The sequence below is a fragment of the Caballeronia sp. J97 genome, from assembly GCF_905220305.1.
Lineage (GTDB): Bacteria > Pseudomonadota > Gammaproteobacteria > Burkholderiales > Burkholderiaceae > Caballeronia.
In genome coordinates, this window is sequence record NZ_CAJMZL010000001.1 from 765149 (window position 1) to 778660 (window position 13512).

Genomic DNA, 13512 nt, shown 5'->3' on the forward strand with positions numbered 1-13512 from the left:
GGTCAGTCGATATCCGGCACGCGCGCGAGACGGCGGCGCTGCCAGCCTTTTTCAACGAAATGCAGATAGACGATGCCCGGCACGCCGAGCAGCAACTCGCGCGCGCGCTTGGCGAGCGACAGCGCGAGTGCGGCTTCGGGCGGCAGGCCGACCAGACGCGCGAGCAGCAGATAGCCGCCTTCCTGCACGCCGAGCGAGCCGGGAATGGCGAAGGCCGCGCCGCGAATCGCCTGGCCGAGACTCTCGAGCAGCAAGGCTTCCGCCCAGCCGACCGGATGGCCGAGCAGATGCAGCGCGAGCCACACTTCGCCCGTGCCGACGATCCAGCCGACGAGACTCAAGCCGAAGCTCGACGCCACCTTGCCGCGCTCGCGATACATCTCGTGGACGGCGGCGTCGACGGCTTCGGCGCGCGTAACGAGCGACGACCAGTCGCGCTTCGCCGAGAATTTCGCGGCGATGCCGGACGCGAAGCGCATCGCACGGCCGAATAGACCGCGCCGCTGCGCGAGATAGAAACCGAAGATCATGAGACCGATCACGCCGATCACCGCGAGCACGGCGATCGTCAGGCTCGACGACGAGCCGCCCGCCGCATACCCCGTCAGCAGCACGACGCCGATCAGCGCGAAGATCAGTTGCGCGACGGTCTGCATCGTCGTGCTAACGGTGATGACGGCGGCGGCATCGCGCGCGCGCATGCCGCGCTGCGCGAGATAGCGGACCATCAGCATCGGGCCGCCGATCTGGCCGGCGGGCATCAGGCTGTTTACCGATTCACCGGCCCAGCGCGCGAGCAACGCATCGCGCAGGGAAACGTCGCGCTCCTTGTCGGAGAAGAGCACGCTGATCGCGCCGGCATCGATCACGAGGGGCACGAAGTGAAAGGCCGCGACCGCGACGAGGCCCCAGCCGGCCGCGGCCAGCGTCGATGCGACCGAACCGAAGCCTTGCCAGCCGAGCAGCGCGATGAACAGCACCACGCCGACCGACAGCAGGAATGTCCCCGCGCGGCTCATGCCCGTCCGGTCTTGCCGCCCTTGCGGCGAAAGACCTGTCTGAACCCGAAATACGCGATCGAGTCCTTCATGTTCGAGATGAAGCGCTGGAACGGACGCATGTTGGGGTTCGTCACGTACTCGAACGTGAGCGACACGCGCATCTCGTTTTCGCCGAGCGGCGTGACGCGATGGCGCAGCTTGTCGCCATCGAAGAACACGAACGCGCCGGGCGGATATTGCACCGAGCCCGGTTGATCGGGAATTCCGGGCGTCTTCGTGTGCAGTTCGTAGTCGAGCTTGCAGGACGAATCGTCGATGACGCCGAGCAGCAGCGTATAGCGGCGGCCTTCGTAGTACGACGTGTCGTAGTGCCAGCCGATGTGATCGCCCGGCTTCGTGTAGAAGTAGAGCGCGTAGGCGTGCGGATCGTCTTCCGGCGAGAGTTGCAGCTTGTCGCCGGTGATCGCCTCCAGCCACTTGATGAGCGCTTCCGAGCGATACAGATCCGCGATGAACGGCGCGAGCTTGTCGAGCGTGTGACGGCTCACGCTGCCGCCCGCCTTGTGACCCGGCAGATAGTTGCGGTTCACGGACGGCATCACGTCGTGCACGGCGGCGATCAGGCGCTCGGTGTAATCGCGCGGCAGGAAGTCTTCTATATAGAGAAACGAGCCCTGCCGGTCGTATTCGTCGCGCAGCTTCGGCGTTTGCAGCGCGGAAAAGCGCGCGTGCATCGTCGAATCGATGTCGCGCTTCGACGGGCGCGCGTCCGCTGCCGTCTCAGCCGGCTGAATCTGTATGCTGTCCGGAGTTGCCGTATCGCTCATCTCACCGCCTGGAAGTCTTTGTCGTCTTTTGCATGGGTCGACTGCGCGCGGCGCTTCAACTGGGCAGTGACGCGCTGATAGTCCACCGCGACGTAAATGGCGAAGAGCGGCGCGCCGATCGCCGCGGCGATCAGAAACGGCGTCATGCCGTTCAGGATGGTCACCGCTGGCAGCAGATACAGCACGTCTTCCGTTTCGAAACCGGCCATCGACGCCTGCTTGGTGCCCGATTTGCCGACCATCGACTCGATACGCATGCGCAGGAAGAAGATGAGCGCAACCGCCACGCCCGCGATCCCGCCGAGCCATTGCGCGGGCACGATCATCGACGGGTGATGCACGGCGACGTAAAACCCGATGCCGACGAATAGCAGCACGGTCACGAGCGCGTCGCACGCGAGGTCATAGAAATGGCCAATCTTGCTGGACTGTCCACTGATGCGCGCGAGCTCGCCATCGGTGTGATCGACGAAATTCGACAACGCGATAAGCAGCGCGCCGAGCGTGCACATCCAGAACTGACCGAGCGACAAATAATACGCCCCGGCCAGACCGATGGCGAGGCGCAACGTGGTCAGGTGATTGGGCGTTACCGGAGTGCCGACCAGCGGCGTGACGAGGCGGCGTGCGAGCCGCGCATCCCATGTGGTGGGCTCGGGAACGGCTTTAGGATTGGGCGGACACGATTTTGTCATCCTCGAAATATATCGCTAATTCGCCGAAGCTGCATATATTGCGGCCCCGGGTCGCGGCGATAATTCCCTGTCGAGTCAAGGCCACCGAGCGTTTTTGAAACTTTTTTCGAGGCCGTGCAAAGAATCGCATCCGGTGTGCTCCGGCAATAATTTCCGGCGCCCTGCCCGACCACGATGCGACCGCTCGCGGCCGCCGCATCGTGCCCCGCTCAATCGACGGTCTTGCCCGCCGGCACCGGCGTCGCGTTGCGCTCGTTCGCGCCCGCCGACGCCGCCGTTTCGTTCGAGATGCCGCCGTTCTGGTCCACCGGCAGCGTCACCGTGCGCACCGTGCCGTTGCCGAGCGGGAAGTCCGCGAGCGCGCTGCGCACGAGATAAGGCATCGCCTGATAGAGCGATGGATCGCCCGTCGAATTGACCGCCGTCACCTTGTAGGCCTCGCGACCGGTCTTACGGTCGTTCATGCGGATCTGCAGCGCGTGGATGTAGACCGGATAGCTCTGGTCGACGTAACCCGTCGGGCCCCACGGGCCGTATGGCCCCCAGCCGCCCCACGGTCTGCCCCACGGACCACCCCAGGGACCGCCGTACATCGGCCACGGATCGTAGTAGACCGGCTGACGCACGATCATCATGTCGCCACGCACCGAATAGGCGATCGCGATCTGATAATTGGCGCTCGACTCGGGCGCCTGACGGAAGTTGTACTTCGCGAGCTCGCCGGCGATGAGCGTCTCGTAGGTCGTCTGCTCGATGCTGTTCTGCTGCTCGCCATTGCGCGCGAACGCGTAGGTGCGTGTCGCGTCGCTGCCGCTCCAGTCGGAGAAGGCGGTGACTTGCGTCTGCACGTAGGTCGTGCAGCCGGCGAGCCACATCGCCGCCAATATCAGCGCCCATCTGACGAGCGCCTTGATCGGGAAATTCATGGTCATCCTCACTACGTTGAGCACCCTTTTCGGTTATAGACGGCACCGCCCTGCCGCGCCGGGCGACGTCCTTGTTTTGTGGGTTCCACGACGCGTGGCGTCGCCCGATTCACGATCTCCGGGCGGCTTGTACAATGGCTCGACCAGGCGCGCACGCGTCGGTGCGCGCGAGGCGCCCGACCTGAAACGCCGGCGCCGTTCAATCCAAACATGAAGATCTTGCCATGTCTACCACGACCGCATCCGCTGTGATTCGCCGCCAGGACTACACGCCGCCCGCCTTCCTGATCGACTCCGTCGCGCTCGAGTTCGATCTCGTGCCATCGCGAACGGTCGTGAAGAACACGATGAAGCTGCGCCGCAACCCCGACGCCCGGGGCGACGCCTCGCGCCTCGAGTTGATGGGCGAGCAGCTCGAATTCGTGAGCGCGACGATCGACGGCGTGGCGCACGCGGATGTCCGCGTTCACGAAAGCGGACTGTCCATCGGCAATATTCCTGCGGATGCCTTCGAGCTTAGCATCGAGAGCACCTGCAATCCGGCCGAGAACACGACGCTCTCCGGACTATATGTCTCCAGCGGCAACTTCTTCACGCAGTGCGAGGCCGAGGGCTTCCGGCGCATCACCTACTTCCTCGATCGCCCCGATGTGATGGCCACCTACGTCGTCACGCTGCGCGCCGACAAAAGCGCGTGTCCGGTGCTGCTGTCGAACGGCAATCTTATCGAGGAAGGCGATTTGCCCGATGGCCGCCACTTCGCCAAATGGGAAGACCCGTTCAAGAAGCCGAGCTATCTGTTCGCACTGGTCGCGGGCAAGCTCGTGTGCATCGAGGAGCGCATCGAGTCCGGTTCGGGCAAGGAGAAACTGCTGCAGGTCTGGGTCGAACCGCACGATCTCGACAAGACCCGTCACGCGATGGATTCGCTCATCAACTCGATCCGCTGGGACGAAAAGCGTTTCGGGCTGGAGCTGGATCTGGACCGCTTCATGATCGTCGCGGTGAGCGACTTCAACATGGGCGCGATGGAAAACAAGGGCCTCAACATCTTCAACACGAAGTATGTGCTGGCGAATCCCGAAACCGCGACCGACACGGATTTCTCCAATATCGAGGCAGTGGTCGGCCACGAGTACTTCCATAACTGGACCGGCAACCGCGTGACCTGCCGCGACTGGTTCCAGTTGAGCCTCAAGGAAGGCCTGACTGTGTTCCGCGATCAGGAATTTTCCGCCGACATGGCCGCGGGCGATGTCGAAGGCGCCGCGAGCGCCGCCGCGCGCGCGACCAAACGCATCGAAGACGTGCGCGTGCTGCGTCAGATGCAGTTTGCCGAAGATGCCGGCCCGATGGCGCATCCCGTTCGCCCGGAGAGCTACGTCGAGATCAACAACTTCTACACGATGACCGTCTACGAGAAAGGCTCGGAAGTCGTGCGGATGTATCAGACGCTGTTCGGCCGCGATGGCTTCCGGCGCGGCATGGACCTTTATTTCAAGCGATTCGACGGCCAGGCCGTGACCTGCGACGACTTCCGCCAGGCGCTCGCCGACGCGAATCATCGCGATCTCGCGCAGTTCGAGCGCTGGTACAGCCAGGCGGGCACGCCGCGCGTGTCGGTGCGCGCGAATTACGACGCCGCGAACCGGCGCTACACGCTGACGCTCGCGCAGGGTTATGGCGACGCGTCCGAAGCGGCGCGCGAAACGCAGAAGGGTTCGCTGCTGATTCCGTTCTCGGTCGGCCTGATCGGGCGGAACGGCATGGATTTGCCGCTGCGTCTCGAAGGCGAGAAGGAGCCGAACGGCACGACGCGCGTGCTCGAGTTCACGGAGCGCGAGCAGTCGTTCACATTCGTCGACGTGAACGAAGCGCCGCTGCCTTCGCTGCTGCGCAATTTCTCGGCGCCGGTGATCGTCGAATTCGACTATACGAACGATGAACTCGCGTTCCTGCTCGCGCACGACAGCGATCCGTTCAACCGCTGGGAAGCCGGCCAGCGCCTCGCCACGCGCGAGCTGCTGTCGCTCGCCGAGCGCGCGGCCAAGGGCGAAACGCTCGCCATCGACGATCAGGTGATCGCCGCGTTCGCCCGCGTGCTCGACGACGCCACGCTCACGCCCGCCTTCCGCGAACTCGCGCTGATGCTCCCCTCGGAGAGCTATCTCGCCGAGCAGATGACCGTGTCCGATCCGGCCGCCGTGCACGCCGCGCGCGTTTTCATGAGCCGCCGTCTCGCGTCGCAATTGCGCGACAAGTGGCTCGCGACCTACGAAGCGAACCGCACGCCGGGCGAGTATCGTCCGGCGCCGGAAGACGCCGGCAAGCGCGGGCTGAAGAATCTCTCGCTCGCCTATCTGAGCCAGCTCGACGACCCGCGCGACGCAGTCAAGCTCGCGCAGGCGCAGTACGACGCCGCCAACAACATGACCGATCGCTCGGCGGCGCTCGCGGCGCTCCTGCTCGCGAGTGCGACGAAGGGCGCGGACGCGATCGTCGCGGAGGCGGCGCTGGCGGATTTCTATCTCCGCTTCGAGAACGAGGCGCTCGTCATCGACAAGTGGTTCGCGCTTCAGGCGACGCAGCGCGGCGGGCCTGATCGCAAGGTGATCGAGATCGTGCGCAAGCTGATGCAGCATCAGGCGTTCAACATCAAAAACCCGAACCGCGCGCGCTCGCTGATTTTCAGCTTCTGCAGCGGCAATCCGGCGCAGTTCCACGCCGCCGACGGCTCCGGCTACGCGTTCTGGGCCGAACAGGTGATCGCGCTCGACGCGCTCAATCCGCAAGTCGCGGCGCGTCTCGCACGCGGACTCGAACTGTGGCGCCGCTTCACCCCGCAACTGCGCGAGAAGATGCACGCGGCGTTGAGCGAAGTCGCGTCGAAGGCGAAGTCGCGCGACGTGCGTGAAGTGGTCGAGAAAGCGCTCGCGGCTTAAGCGCTAATTCGTCAGAGTTTTTCTGTTTGGCGGCGGCCGCGCGAAAACCTCGCGCGGCCGCCGTTCTCGCTTATGGCGGATGCCGTCGGTCGCTGTCACATGGAGGAGCCGGGTCGAGCGGTTAGAATCGTGAATATTCGTCTAACGCTCACGGAGCCCCAGCATGTCCTCCATCTCCAGCCGCACCACGCTCTCGAAATACCTGATCGAGCAGCAGCGTGAACACCAGAACCTGCCGGCCGACCTGCGTCTTTTGATCGAAGTCGTCGCGCGCGCGTGCAAGCAGATCAGCTATCACGTGAGCAAGGGCGCGCTGGGCGAGGCGCTCGGCTCGGCCGGCAGCGAGAACGTCCAGGGCGAAGTGCAGAAAAAGCTCGACGTGCTCTCGAACGAAATCCTGCTCGAAGCCAACGAATGGGGCGGCAACCTGGCCGCGATGGCATCGGAGGAAATGGAAAAGATCTTCCCGATTCCCAACCGCTATCCGAAGGGCAATTACCTGCTGACATTCGATCCGCTCGACGGCTCGTCGAACATCGACGTGAACGTGTCGATCGGCACGATCTTCTCGGTGCTGCGTTGCCCGGACGGCGAGGAGCCGACCGAGCAGGCGTTCATGCAGCCCGGATCGCAGCAAGTGGCCGCGGGCTATGCGGTGTACGGGCCGCAAACCGTGCTCGTGCTCACGACCGGCCACGGCGTGAACTGCTTCACGCTCGATCGCGAACTCGGCTCGTGGGTGCTCACGCAGCGCGACATGAAGATCCCTGTCGAGACGCGCGAATACGCGATCAACGCATCGAATATCCGTCACTGGTACGAGCCGGTGCAGCAGTACATCGGCGAACTCAACGCGGGCAAGGACGGTGCGCGCAAGGAAGACTTCAACATGCGCTGGATCGCATCGATGGTCGCGGACGTGCATCGGATCCTGAATCGTGGCGGCATCTTCATGTATCCGGCCGACAAGCGCGATCCGTCGAAGCCCGGCAAGCTGCGCCTGATGTACGAGGCGAATCCGATGTCGTTCATCGTCGAGCAGGCGGGGGGCGCTGCGACGAACGGCGAGCAACGTATCCTCGATATCGTTCCGACGAGCCTGCATCAGCGCGTGGCGGTCTTCCTCGGCTCGAAGAGCGAAGTGGACCGTGTAACCCGCTACCACCTTGATAAGAAAAATTGATCTTAGGTATTGCCAAAGCTAGAAAGGCTCTGCATAATCTCACTTCTTCGTTGCTGACGAACTAAACGAACGCAACAATGGAGCCGGAATAGCTCAGACGGTAGAGCAGCGCATTCGTAATGCGAAGGTCGGGGGTTCGATTCCTCTTTCCGGCACCAACGAGATTCAGGCAATTTTAAAAAACCCGCGATCACGCAAGTGTCGCGGGTTTTTGCTTTGGCGCCTCGAAAACGCGATTCGACCCTTATGGTCTGCCGTTCCCTGAACGTTCGCGCATTTGAAACGGTCGCTGACGTCGTACACAGGATTGCGGTTCAAATTCGAAATCAGCATCAGCGATTTCACGATCCCACTCTCCGCGCGCCTGTTTCGTCTTATATGTGCGCTTTCGTACAACAACAAGCCATTTTCCGCTCTGCACCATCAAGCGTCAACGCTGGTTTCCCGGTATCGTTATATCCATAGAGGAAAAGCTACAGTTTAAGTGCGCGATGGTCGCTCTCTTGCGGAGCCAGTCTGGACGCGGCTCGGCGAGCAGCTATCGAGAAGCCTATAAATCGTACTTTTTGCAGCAATCGAATTGAGGGCCGGCAAGCAATTACCGACGTTTCTCGGTCCGAACACGAACGATCATGCGTTGAGCCAGAAGGTGCGCCGGCAGAACTCAAGCCGAAGCCGTCGCAAACCGATAACGCATTTATAGAGGAAACCGTATTTCGTATTTCGGCCGCATGCGGCAGCGCAAGAGCTGCATCGACCCGTGGTCGCAATTGTTGTAGTCATTGAGGAGAGAAATCATGGACGCGAAACCGACGAAAATCCCGACGCCCGACAAGGTGCTTTGTCCGGATCCGGACCCGGTTGGCGTCGAGTTTCTCGCGAGCGAGCTGCCCGAACATGTGCGTGCGTTCTTCGACGAACAGCGCAATTCGGCGCAGTCGAAGTAGGCGGACACGCTGGATCACGCCTTCGTCGTGAGACCGACGCCCGCCGCGCGCGGCGCACTCGGACCGGCTGGTCCGGAAATGGCTCACGCCAGGGCGCGTCGCGCCCCTCGTCCATGACCGCACCGAAGCGAGTCGTGCGATGCGGCTCGTTCCAATCGAATGCGGTGCGTTATTCTGGCGCTTTTACCTCGATACCGATGCGCCGCCGATCGAAGTCTTCCCTCCTCGCCTCAGCCGCTTTCGCCTGTTTGTTCGCGCTCGCTGCGCCCGCACCGGCCCAGGCGGACGGCGACGACACTGCGTTCACCAACCTCATCGCCCTCGTCTCCCAGCGGCTTGGACTTGCGGAGCCGGTCGCGCGCTGGAAATGGGCTCATCACGAGCCGATCACCGACGCGCCGCGCGAAGAGGCGTTGCTCAAGAACGTCGAGGAAAAGGCCGGGGCCGCTCAGCTCGATCCTGAATTCGCGCGGCAATTCTTCCGCGATCAGATCGAGGCCAGCAAGGACGTGCAGAACGCCCTCTTCGCCAACTGGCGCGCGCTGAGAGCCGCGCCGGAAGAAGCGCCGCCCGATCTCGCCAAAGACACGCGCCCCAAACTCGATCGGCTCACGCAGTCGCTCGTATCGGCGCTCACGCACGTCGAGCCGATTCGACATGCGGAAGACTGCCCGATGCGGCTCGCCGAAAGCGTCGCGCGATGGAAGCACTTGACGCGCTACGACTCATCGATGAATGCGCCGCTCATGCGCGCGCTGTCGCACGTGTGCGCGTCGGGCGGCGTGGGCGCGGTCGGCTGATGAGGCGTCAGTTGGCGGCCGCGAGCCGTCCGGAGACGAGCGGCGTGACGGCGAGCCCACGCGCGAGACGCTCGCTCAGAATGCGATAGGTCGACAGTTCGAACGCCGATGCACGGGCGCCCGAACATAGCGCGCCGGCTTGCGCAAGCGCGCTCGCCGTGCCGAGATAGCACCAGTTGTCGATGACATGCCATGCGCGCTGTCCCGATGCCGCGTCGCGCTCTTCGATCGCGATCGCACCGGAGTAAGGCCATGGCGCGCCGCGGACATCTCCCGAGCGCGACTTCGGCGCGCGGTTATGCGCCGGCCGCGCGCTCGCGATCCATTGAGCCTCGGCCAGCAACGCGCCGATTTCGCCGCCCGTCGCCTTCCATTCGAGACGGCGCACGAGCGCGGCCAGGCGCAGGTCTTTCGCAGAACGCCGCGGTCCAACGAGATGCGAGCGCACACGCTGACGCAAACGCACGCTTCGGCCCGCATAGAGCGGCGCGTCGTTCTCGCCGTAGAACATATAGACGCCGCAGCCTGCGACGATCTGCTCGATCGTGTCCTCGTCGATGTGCTCGGCGAGCCGGAACCGGCGCGTCACGCGATCCAGATGCGCGCGCATGACATCGGGCGCGTGCGCGCGATGCAGATGTTGCCAGAATTGCCAGAGCAGATCGGCGTCGGCCAGCGCGCGGTGTCGGGCGGAAGGCACGAGCGCGTGACGCGCGACGAGCGCATCGAGACCGTGACGGCTTTCGGCGGGATAGACCGCGCGGGAGAGCTGCACCGTGCAGAGCACATCCGGCGCGAAGCGAAGGCCCGTGCGCTTGAACTCGTCTTTGAGAAAGCCGTGATCGAAGTGCGCGTTATGCGCGATGAAAAGTCGGCCGTTCATTCGCTCGAGCAGGCCGGATGCGAGCTGCTCGAACGTCGGGGCATCGCGCACCATCGCGTCGGTGATCCCGGTCAGTTGCTGGATGAACGCTGGAATGGGCTTTTGCGGGTTGACGAGCGACGACCACTGCGACACGCCCGATGGCCCGACCTCCACGATTCCGATCTCGGTGATCCGGTCGACGCCGAACGTGCCGCCGGTCGTCTCGAGATCGACGAAAACGATGGGCTCAGAGGGAAAGGCAAGGTTTGCGAGTGGATTGGGATGCATCGTGAACGGCAAGAGGTGTCGCAATCGTGCGTGGGCTGGGTTGCCCATTTTAACGCAGCACGACGTGGCAGGCCTTCAAGGACGATCCCCGCGGCGCGGCGTCATTTCGCTTCTTTTGCCGCGCTCGATTTATTTGTCTCAATTGTTTCGACTGCCGGGCATTCCGACGAAACCTCTACAAGAAATCTAAGTAGTTGCTGAAATGCATCCATCGCAATAGCGAATAACCCGTAGAAGCAATCCCTGATTATCAGAATTAAATTCTTGCGAGTGATTTCGACCGTGACGAGAGACTCACCCCGGCGCCTCCTCCGGCACGGCAGCCGCGCCGGTGCGGCGTCCCGCGGCAACACGCGGATTTCGCGAATATCCTCCAATCAAACAGGAAAATCGACCAACTCATTATTCCCCTACGAAATGTGTCTGCGTATCGTCGGTGAAACTTGAAACCGAATTACGCCCGACTTTATCGAAAAGAATTTTCGATATTAATCTTCGCCGGATATCCGAATCGAAAGTGAAACGCTAAATCCGGTCGCAACAAGATTATCCGATACGTAAATCCCTGGTCGCCTTGCCCGATCCTCCGTACGTCAAGCGTCATAGAATCCATCTCATGACTCTACTGTAATCTCGAGCATCCACGATCTTCAGTTCGGTCGACTTCACGCGACGCCGCCCGACCCCGATCTCGCCACGGACGAAGGCGCTGAAAGGCCGGCAGCCCGGCCCGCAGAGGCGAAAAAAAAGCGCGACCGGGAAGTCGCGCTGACAAAGTTTGGAGATCTTTTTCCGTCAACGAAAAAGTCTGCTTCGGAAAGCAGAATCGACAGTATAGCGATGCGGTCCGCACTCATTACCTGCAAAAGCCGCAAACTTCTGTTTCAAATATCTCAACAATCGATTTTCGGAAATTTTTCATTGTTTTCTCATGCAGATCATGTCGCGCATGCGCAACGTCGATTGGTTGACACCTCTGTCCTTACGACTTTATTCGACAATAAATCATTGTATATAAAGAAAAATATGCGACGCGGCGATCATTGCCGCATCAACAATGGATTATTGTGGAAATTGGAAGCTCCCGGCTGTAACACCGTCTTTACACTTCGTCTGGTCCGGAAACAAGTGTGTCGCGTCGCCGATGCATCGCTCCTCCGCCCCGCGCCTCTCGCAGCGCACCGGAGCGAGGTTTCCTCAAAGCCTGGGTCCCCGGCCCAATCTGCTCTCGGAGTTACAAAGATGAAAAAGACTCTCATGGTCGCTGCCCTGACGGGCGTTTTTGCCACCGCCGCCCATGCACAAAGCAGCGTCACGCTGTATGGCCTGATCGATGCGGGCATCACCTACACGAACAACCAGCAAGGCCATAGCAACTTCAAGGCGACGAGCGGTTCCGTCAACGGCAGCCGTTGGGGCCTGCGTGGTTCGGAAGACCTCGGTGGCGGTCTGAAGGCGATCTTCACGTTGGAGAACGGCTTCAACATCATGAACGGCACGAATGGCCAAGGTGGCCGCGAGTTCGGCCGTCAGGCGTTCGTCGGTCTGTCGAGCAACCAGTTCGGCGCAGTGACCCTCGGCCGTCAATATGACTCCGTCGTCGACTTCCTCGGACCTCTGGCTCTGACGGGCACGCAATACGGCGGCACGCAGTTCGCCCACCCGTTCGACAACGACAACCTCGACAACACGTTCCGCGTCAACAACTCGGTCAAGTACACGAGCGCGAACTACGCTGGCTTCAAGCTGGGCGCGATGTACGGCTTCTCGAACGAAGCAGGCGGCTTCGCGGACAACCGTGCTTACAGCGTCGGCGCGTCGTACAACTACGGCCCGTTGAACATCGCGGCTGCGTACATGCAACTGAACAACGTCGGCTCGCCGACCAACAACGTCAACGGCGCGATCACGACCGACAACACGCCGTTCGTCGCTGGCCGTCAGCGCATCTTCGGCGGCGGCATCAACTACGCGTTCGGCGCTGCGACGGTCGGCTTCGTGTTCACGCAGACGATGCTCGACGACGCTTCGTCGATCACCAACGTCGGCTCGCAAGGCGCAGGCTCGATCAACCTGACCGACGGTCACGTCCGCTTCACGAACTACGAAGTCAACGGCCGTTACAACCTGACGCCGGCTCTGTCGATCGCGGGTGCTTACACCTACACCGACAGCCGCATCGACGGCGAAAAGCCGAAGTTCCACCAGTTCAGCCTGCAAACGGCGTACGCGCTGTCGAAGCGTACCGACGTGTACCTGCAAGGCGAATACCAGCACATGACCGACCAGGATGGCCTGCCGATCGGTGCGGTGATCAACGGTGTGGGCATGTCGTCGAACGGCAACCAGGTTTCGGCAACGGTTGGCATGCGTCACCGCTTCTAAGCTTCACAGGCAGTATTGCTGTAGAAAAGCCGCTCTTCGGAGCGGCTTTTTTTCGTCCGCGATCAATGCGGATACCGCACATCCACGATGTCGATCTGCTGCACGCCCGCTGGCGTGTGCAGCGCGACGGTATCGCCGATCTTCGCCTTCAGCAGCGCACGCGCGACCGGCGAGATCCAACTCACATAGCCGCGCTCCAGATCCACCTCGTCCACGCCGACGATCGTCACCGTCTTCACATCGCCGTCGTCGCCCGCGTAGTCCACCGTTGCACCGAAGAACACCTGGTCGACGTTCTCCTGCCTGCTGCTGTCCACGACTTCCGCGAGGTCGAGCCGCTTGGTCAGAAAGCGGATGCGCCTGTCGATTTCACGCAGCCGCCGCTTGCCGTAAATGTAGTCGCCGTTCTCCGAGCGGTCGCCGTTCGAAGCGGCCCAGGAGACGAGCTTGACCACTTCCGGGCGCTCGGTATCCAGCAGCAGCAGAAGCTCGTCCCGCAGCCGCTGGTGGCCTTGAGGCGTGATGTAGTTCTTCGTCCCCGCCGGGACGTCCGGATGGCCGAGGTCGAGGTCGTCGTCGGTGTCATCCGACTCTTTGACAAATGCCTTGTTCATGATGCTGGTCGATGCCGAGTGATGTCGAATTCCAGGAGG

General features: G+C 62.2%; 11 protein-coding genes and 1 tRNA gene. 6 read left to right on the forward strand and 6 right to left on the reverse strand.

Annotated elements, in window-relative coordinates; translation table 11 throughout:
• Positions 1-2: 2 nt before the first annotated feature.
• From U4Y90_RS03485 to U4Y90_RS03500, 4 genes are all read right to left on the reverse strand, one after another.
• Positions 3-1019, reverse strand: coding sequence for a flippase-like domain-containing protein (locus U4Y90_RS03485; protein ID WP_321792200.1), 1017 nt, complete (start codon positions 1017-1019; stop codon positions 3-5).
• Entirely contained in the window at positions 1016-1828 is an 813-nt protein-coding gene (locus tag U4Y90_RS03490; RefSeq protein ID WP_321792202.1) for a 2OG-Fe(II) oxygenase, read from the reverse strand. The genes U4Y90_RS03485 and U4Y90_RS03490 overlap by 4 nt, the downstream gene beginning before the upstream one ends.
• Positions 1825-2523: a CDP-alcohol phosphatidyltransferase family protein gene (locus tag U4Y90_RS03495; protein WP_321792204.1), complete on the reverse strand. Its 699-nt coding sequence runs from the start codon at positions 2521-2523 to the stop codon at positions 1825-1827. The genes U4Y90_RS03490 and U4Y90_RS03495 overlap by 4 nt, the downstream gene beginning before the upstream one ends.
• A gap of 209 nt (positions 2524-2732) precedes the next feature.
• On the reverse strand, positions 2733-3449 hold the full coding sequence (locus U4Y90_RS03500; protein WP_321792206.1) for a DUF4136 domain-containing protein: 717 nt from the start codon (positions 3447-3449) through the stop codon (positions 2733-2735).
• A 224-nt stretch (positions 3450-3673) separates the two neighbouring features.
• Here U4Y90_RS03500 and pepN point away from each other — a divergent pair, with 224 nt between their 5' ends.
• From pepN to U4Y90_RS03525, 5 genes are all read left to right on the forward strand, one after another.
• Complete coding sequence (pepN, locus tag U4Y90_RS03505) at positions 3674-6391, forward strand: aminopeptidase N (protein WP_321792208.1); 2718 nt, start codon at positions 3674-3676, stop codon at positions 6389-6391.
• 163 nt (positions 6392-6554) lie between these two features.
• Entirely contained in the window at positions 6555-7574 is a 1020-nt protein-coding gene (locus tag U4Y90_RS03510; RefSeq protein ID WP_321792210.1) for a class 1 fructose-bisphosphatase, read from the forward strand.
• Between the two features lie 82 nt (positions 7575-7656).
• Positions 7657-7732 (forward strand) — tRNA-Thr (locus tag U4Y90_RS03515).
• A 639-nt stretch (positions 7733-8371) separates the two neighbouring features.
• Complete coding sequence (locus tag U4Y90_RS03520; protein ID WP_321792212.1) at positions 8372-8521, forward strand: hypothetical protein; 150 nt, start codon at positions 8372-8374, stop codon at positions 8519-8521.
• Positions 8522-8718: 197 nt separating this feature from the next.
• Positions 8719-9321, forward strand: coding sequence for a chorismate mutase (locus U4Y90_RS03525; RefSeq protein ID WP_321792214.1), 603 nt, complete (start codon positions 8719-8721; stop codon positions 9319-9321).
• 7 nt (positions 9322-9328) lie between these two features.
• Here the strand turns inward: U4Y90_RS03525 and U4Y90_RS03530 are convergent, their stop codons facing one another.
• On the reverse strand, positions 9329-10474 hold the full coding sequence (locus U4Y90_RS03530) for an exonuclease domain-containing protein (protein WP_321792216.1): 1146 nt from the start codon (positions 10472-10474) through the stop codon (positions 9329-9331).
• A 1242-nt stretch (positions 10475-11716) separates the two neighbouring features.
• Between U4Y90_RS03530 and U4Y90_RS03535 the strand changes: the two genes are divergently transcribed.
• Positions 11717-12859, forward strand: coding sequence for a porin (locus U4Y90_RS03535; protein ID WP_321792218.1), 1143 nt, complete (start codon positions 11717-11719; stop codon positions 12857-12859).
• Positions 12860-12921: 62 nt separating this feature from the next.
• On the opposite strand, the gene greB is transcribed toward U4Y90_RS03535, so the two are convergent.
• The gene (gene greB, locus U4Y90_RS03540; RefSeq protein ID WP_321792220.1) at positions 12922-13473 is read right to left on the reverse strand and encodes a transcription elongation factor GreB; all 552 of its coding nucleotides are present in this window, start codon (positions 13471-13473) and stop codon (positions 12922-12924) included.
• Positions 13474-13512 lie beyond the last annotated feature (39 nt).

Bases quoted from the DNA above. Each gene is read 5' to 3' on its own strand.
- U4Y90_RS03525 (WP_321792214.1), top strand. From the start codon at position 8,719: ATGCGCCGCCGATCGAAGTCTTCCCTCCTCGCCTCAGCCGCTTTCGCC.
- U4Y90_RS03510 (WP_321792210.1), top strand. From the start codon at position 6,555: ATGTCCTCCATCTCCAGCCGCACCACGCTCTCGAAATACCTGATCGAG.
- U4Y90_RS03485 (WP_321792200.1), bottom strand. From the start codon at position 1,019: ATGAGCCGCGCGGGGACATTCCTGCTGTCGGTCGGCGTGGTGCTGTTC.
- U4Y90_RS03535 (WP_321792218.1), top strand. From the start codon at position 11,717: ATGAAAAAGACTCTCATGGTCGCTGCCCTGACGGGCGTTTTTGCCACC.
- U4Y90_RS03495 (WP_321792204.1), bottom strand. From the start codon at position 2,523: ATGACAAAATCGTGTCCGCCCAATCCTAAAGCCGTTCCCGAGCCCACC.
- U4Y90_RS03520 (WP_321792212.1), top strand. From the start codon at position 8,372: ATGGACGCGAAACCGACGAAAATCCCGACGCCCGACAAGGTGCTTTGT.
- greB (WP_321792220.1), bottom strand. From the start codon at position 13,473: ATGAACAAGGCATTTGTCAAAGAGTCGGATGACACCGACGACGACCTC.
- U4Y90_RS03490 (WP_321792202.1), bottom strand. From the start codon at position 1,828: ATGAGCGATACGGCAACTCCGGACAGCATACAGATTCAGCCGGCTGAG.
- U4Y90_RS03530 (WP_321792216.1), bottom strand. From the start codon at position 10,474: ATGCATCCCAATCCACTCGCAAACCTTGCCTTTCCCTCTGAGCCCATC.
- pepN (WP_321792208.1), top strand. From the start codon at position 3,674: ATGTCTACCACGACCGCATCCGCTGTGATTCGCCGCCAGGACTACACG.
- U4Y90_RS03500 (WP_321792206.1), bottom strand. From the start codon at position 3,449: ATGAATTTCCCGATCAAGGCGCTCGTCAGATGGGCGCTGATATTGGCG.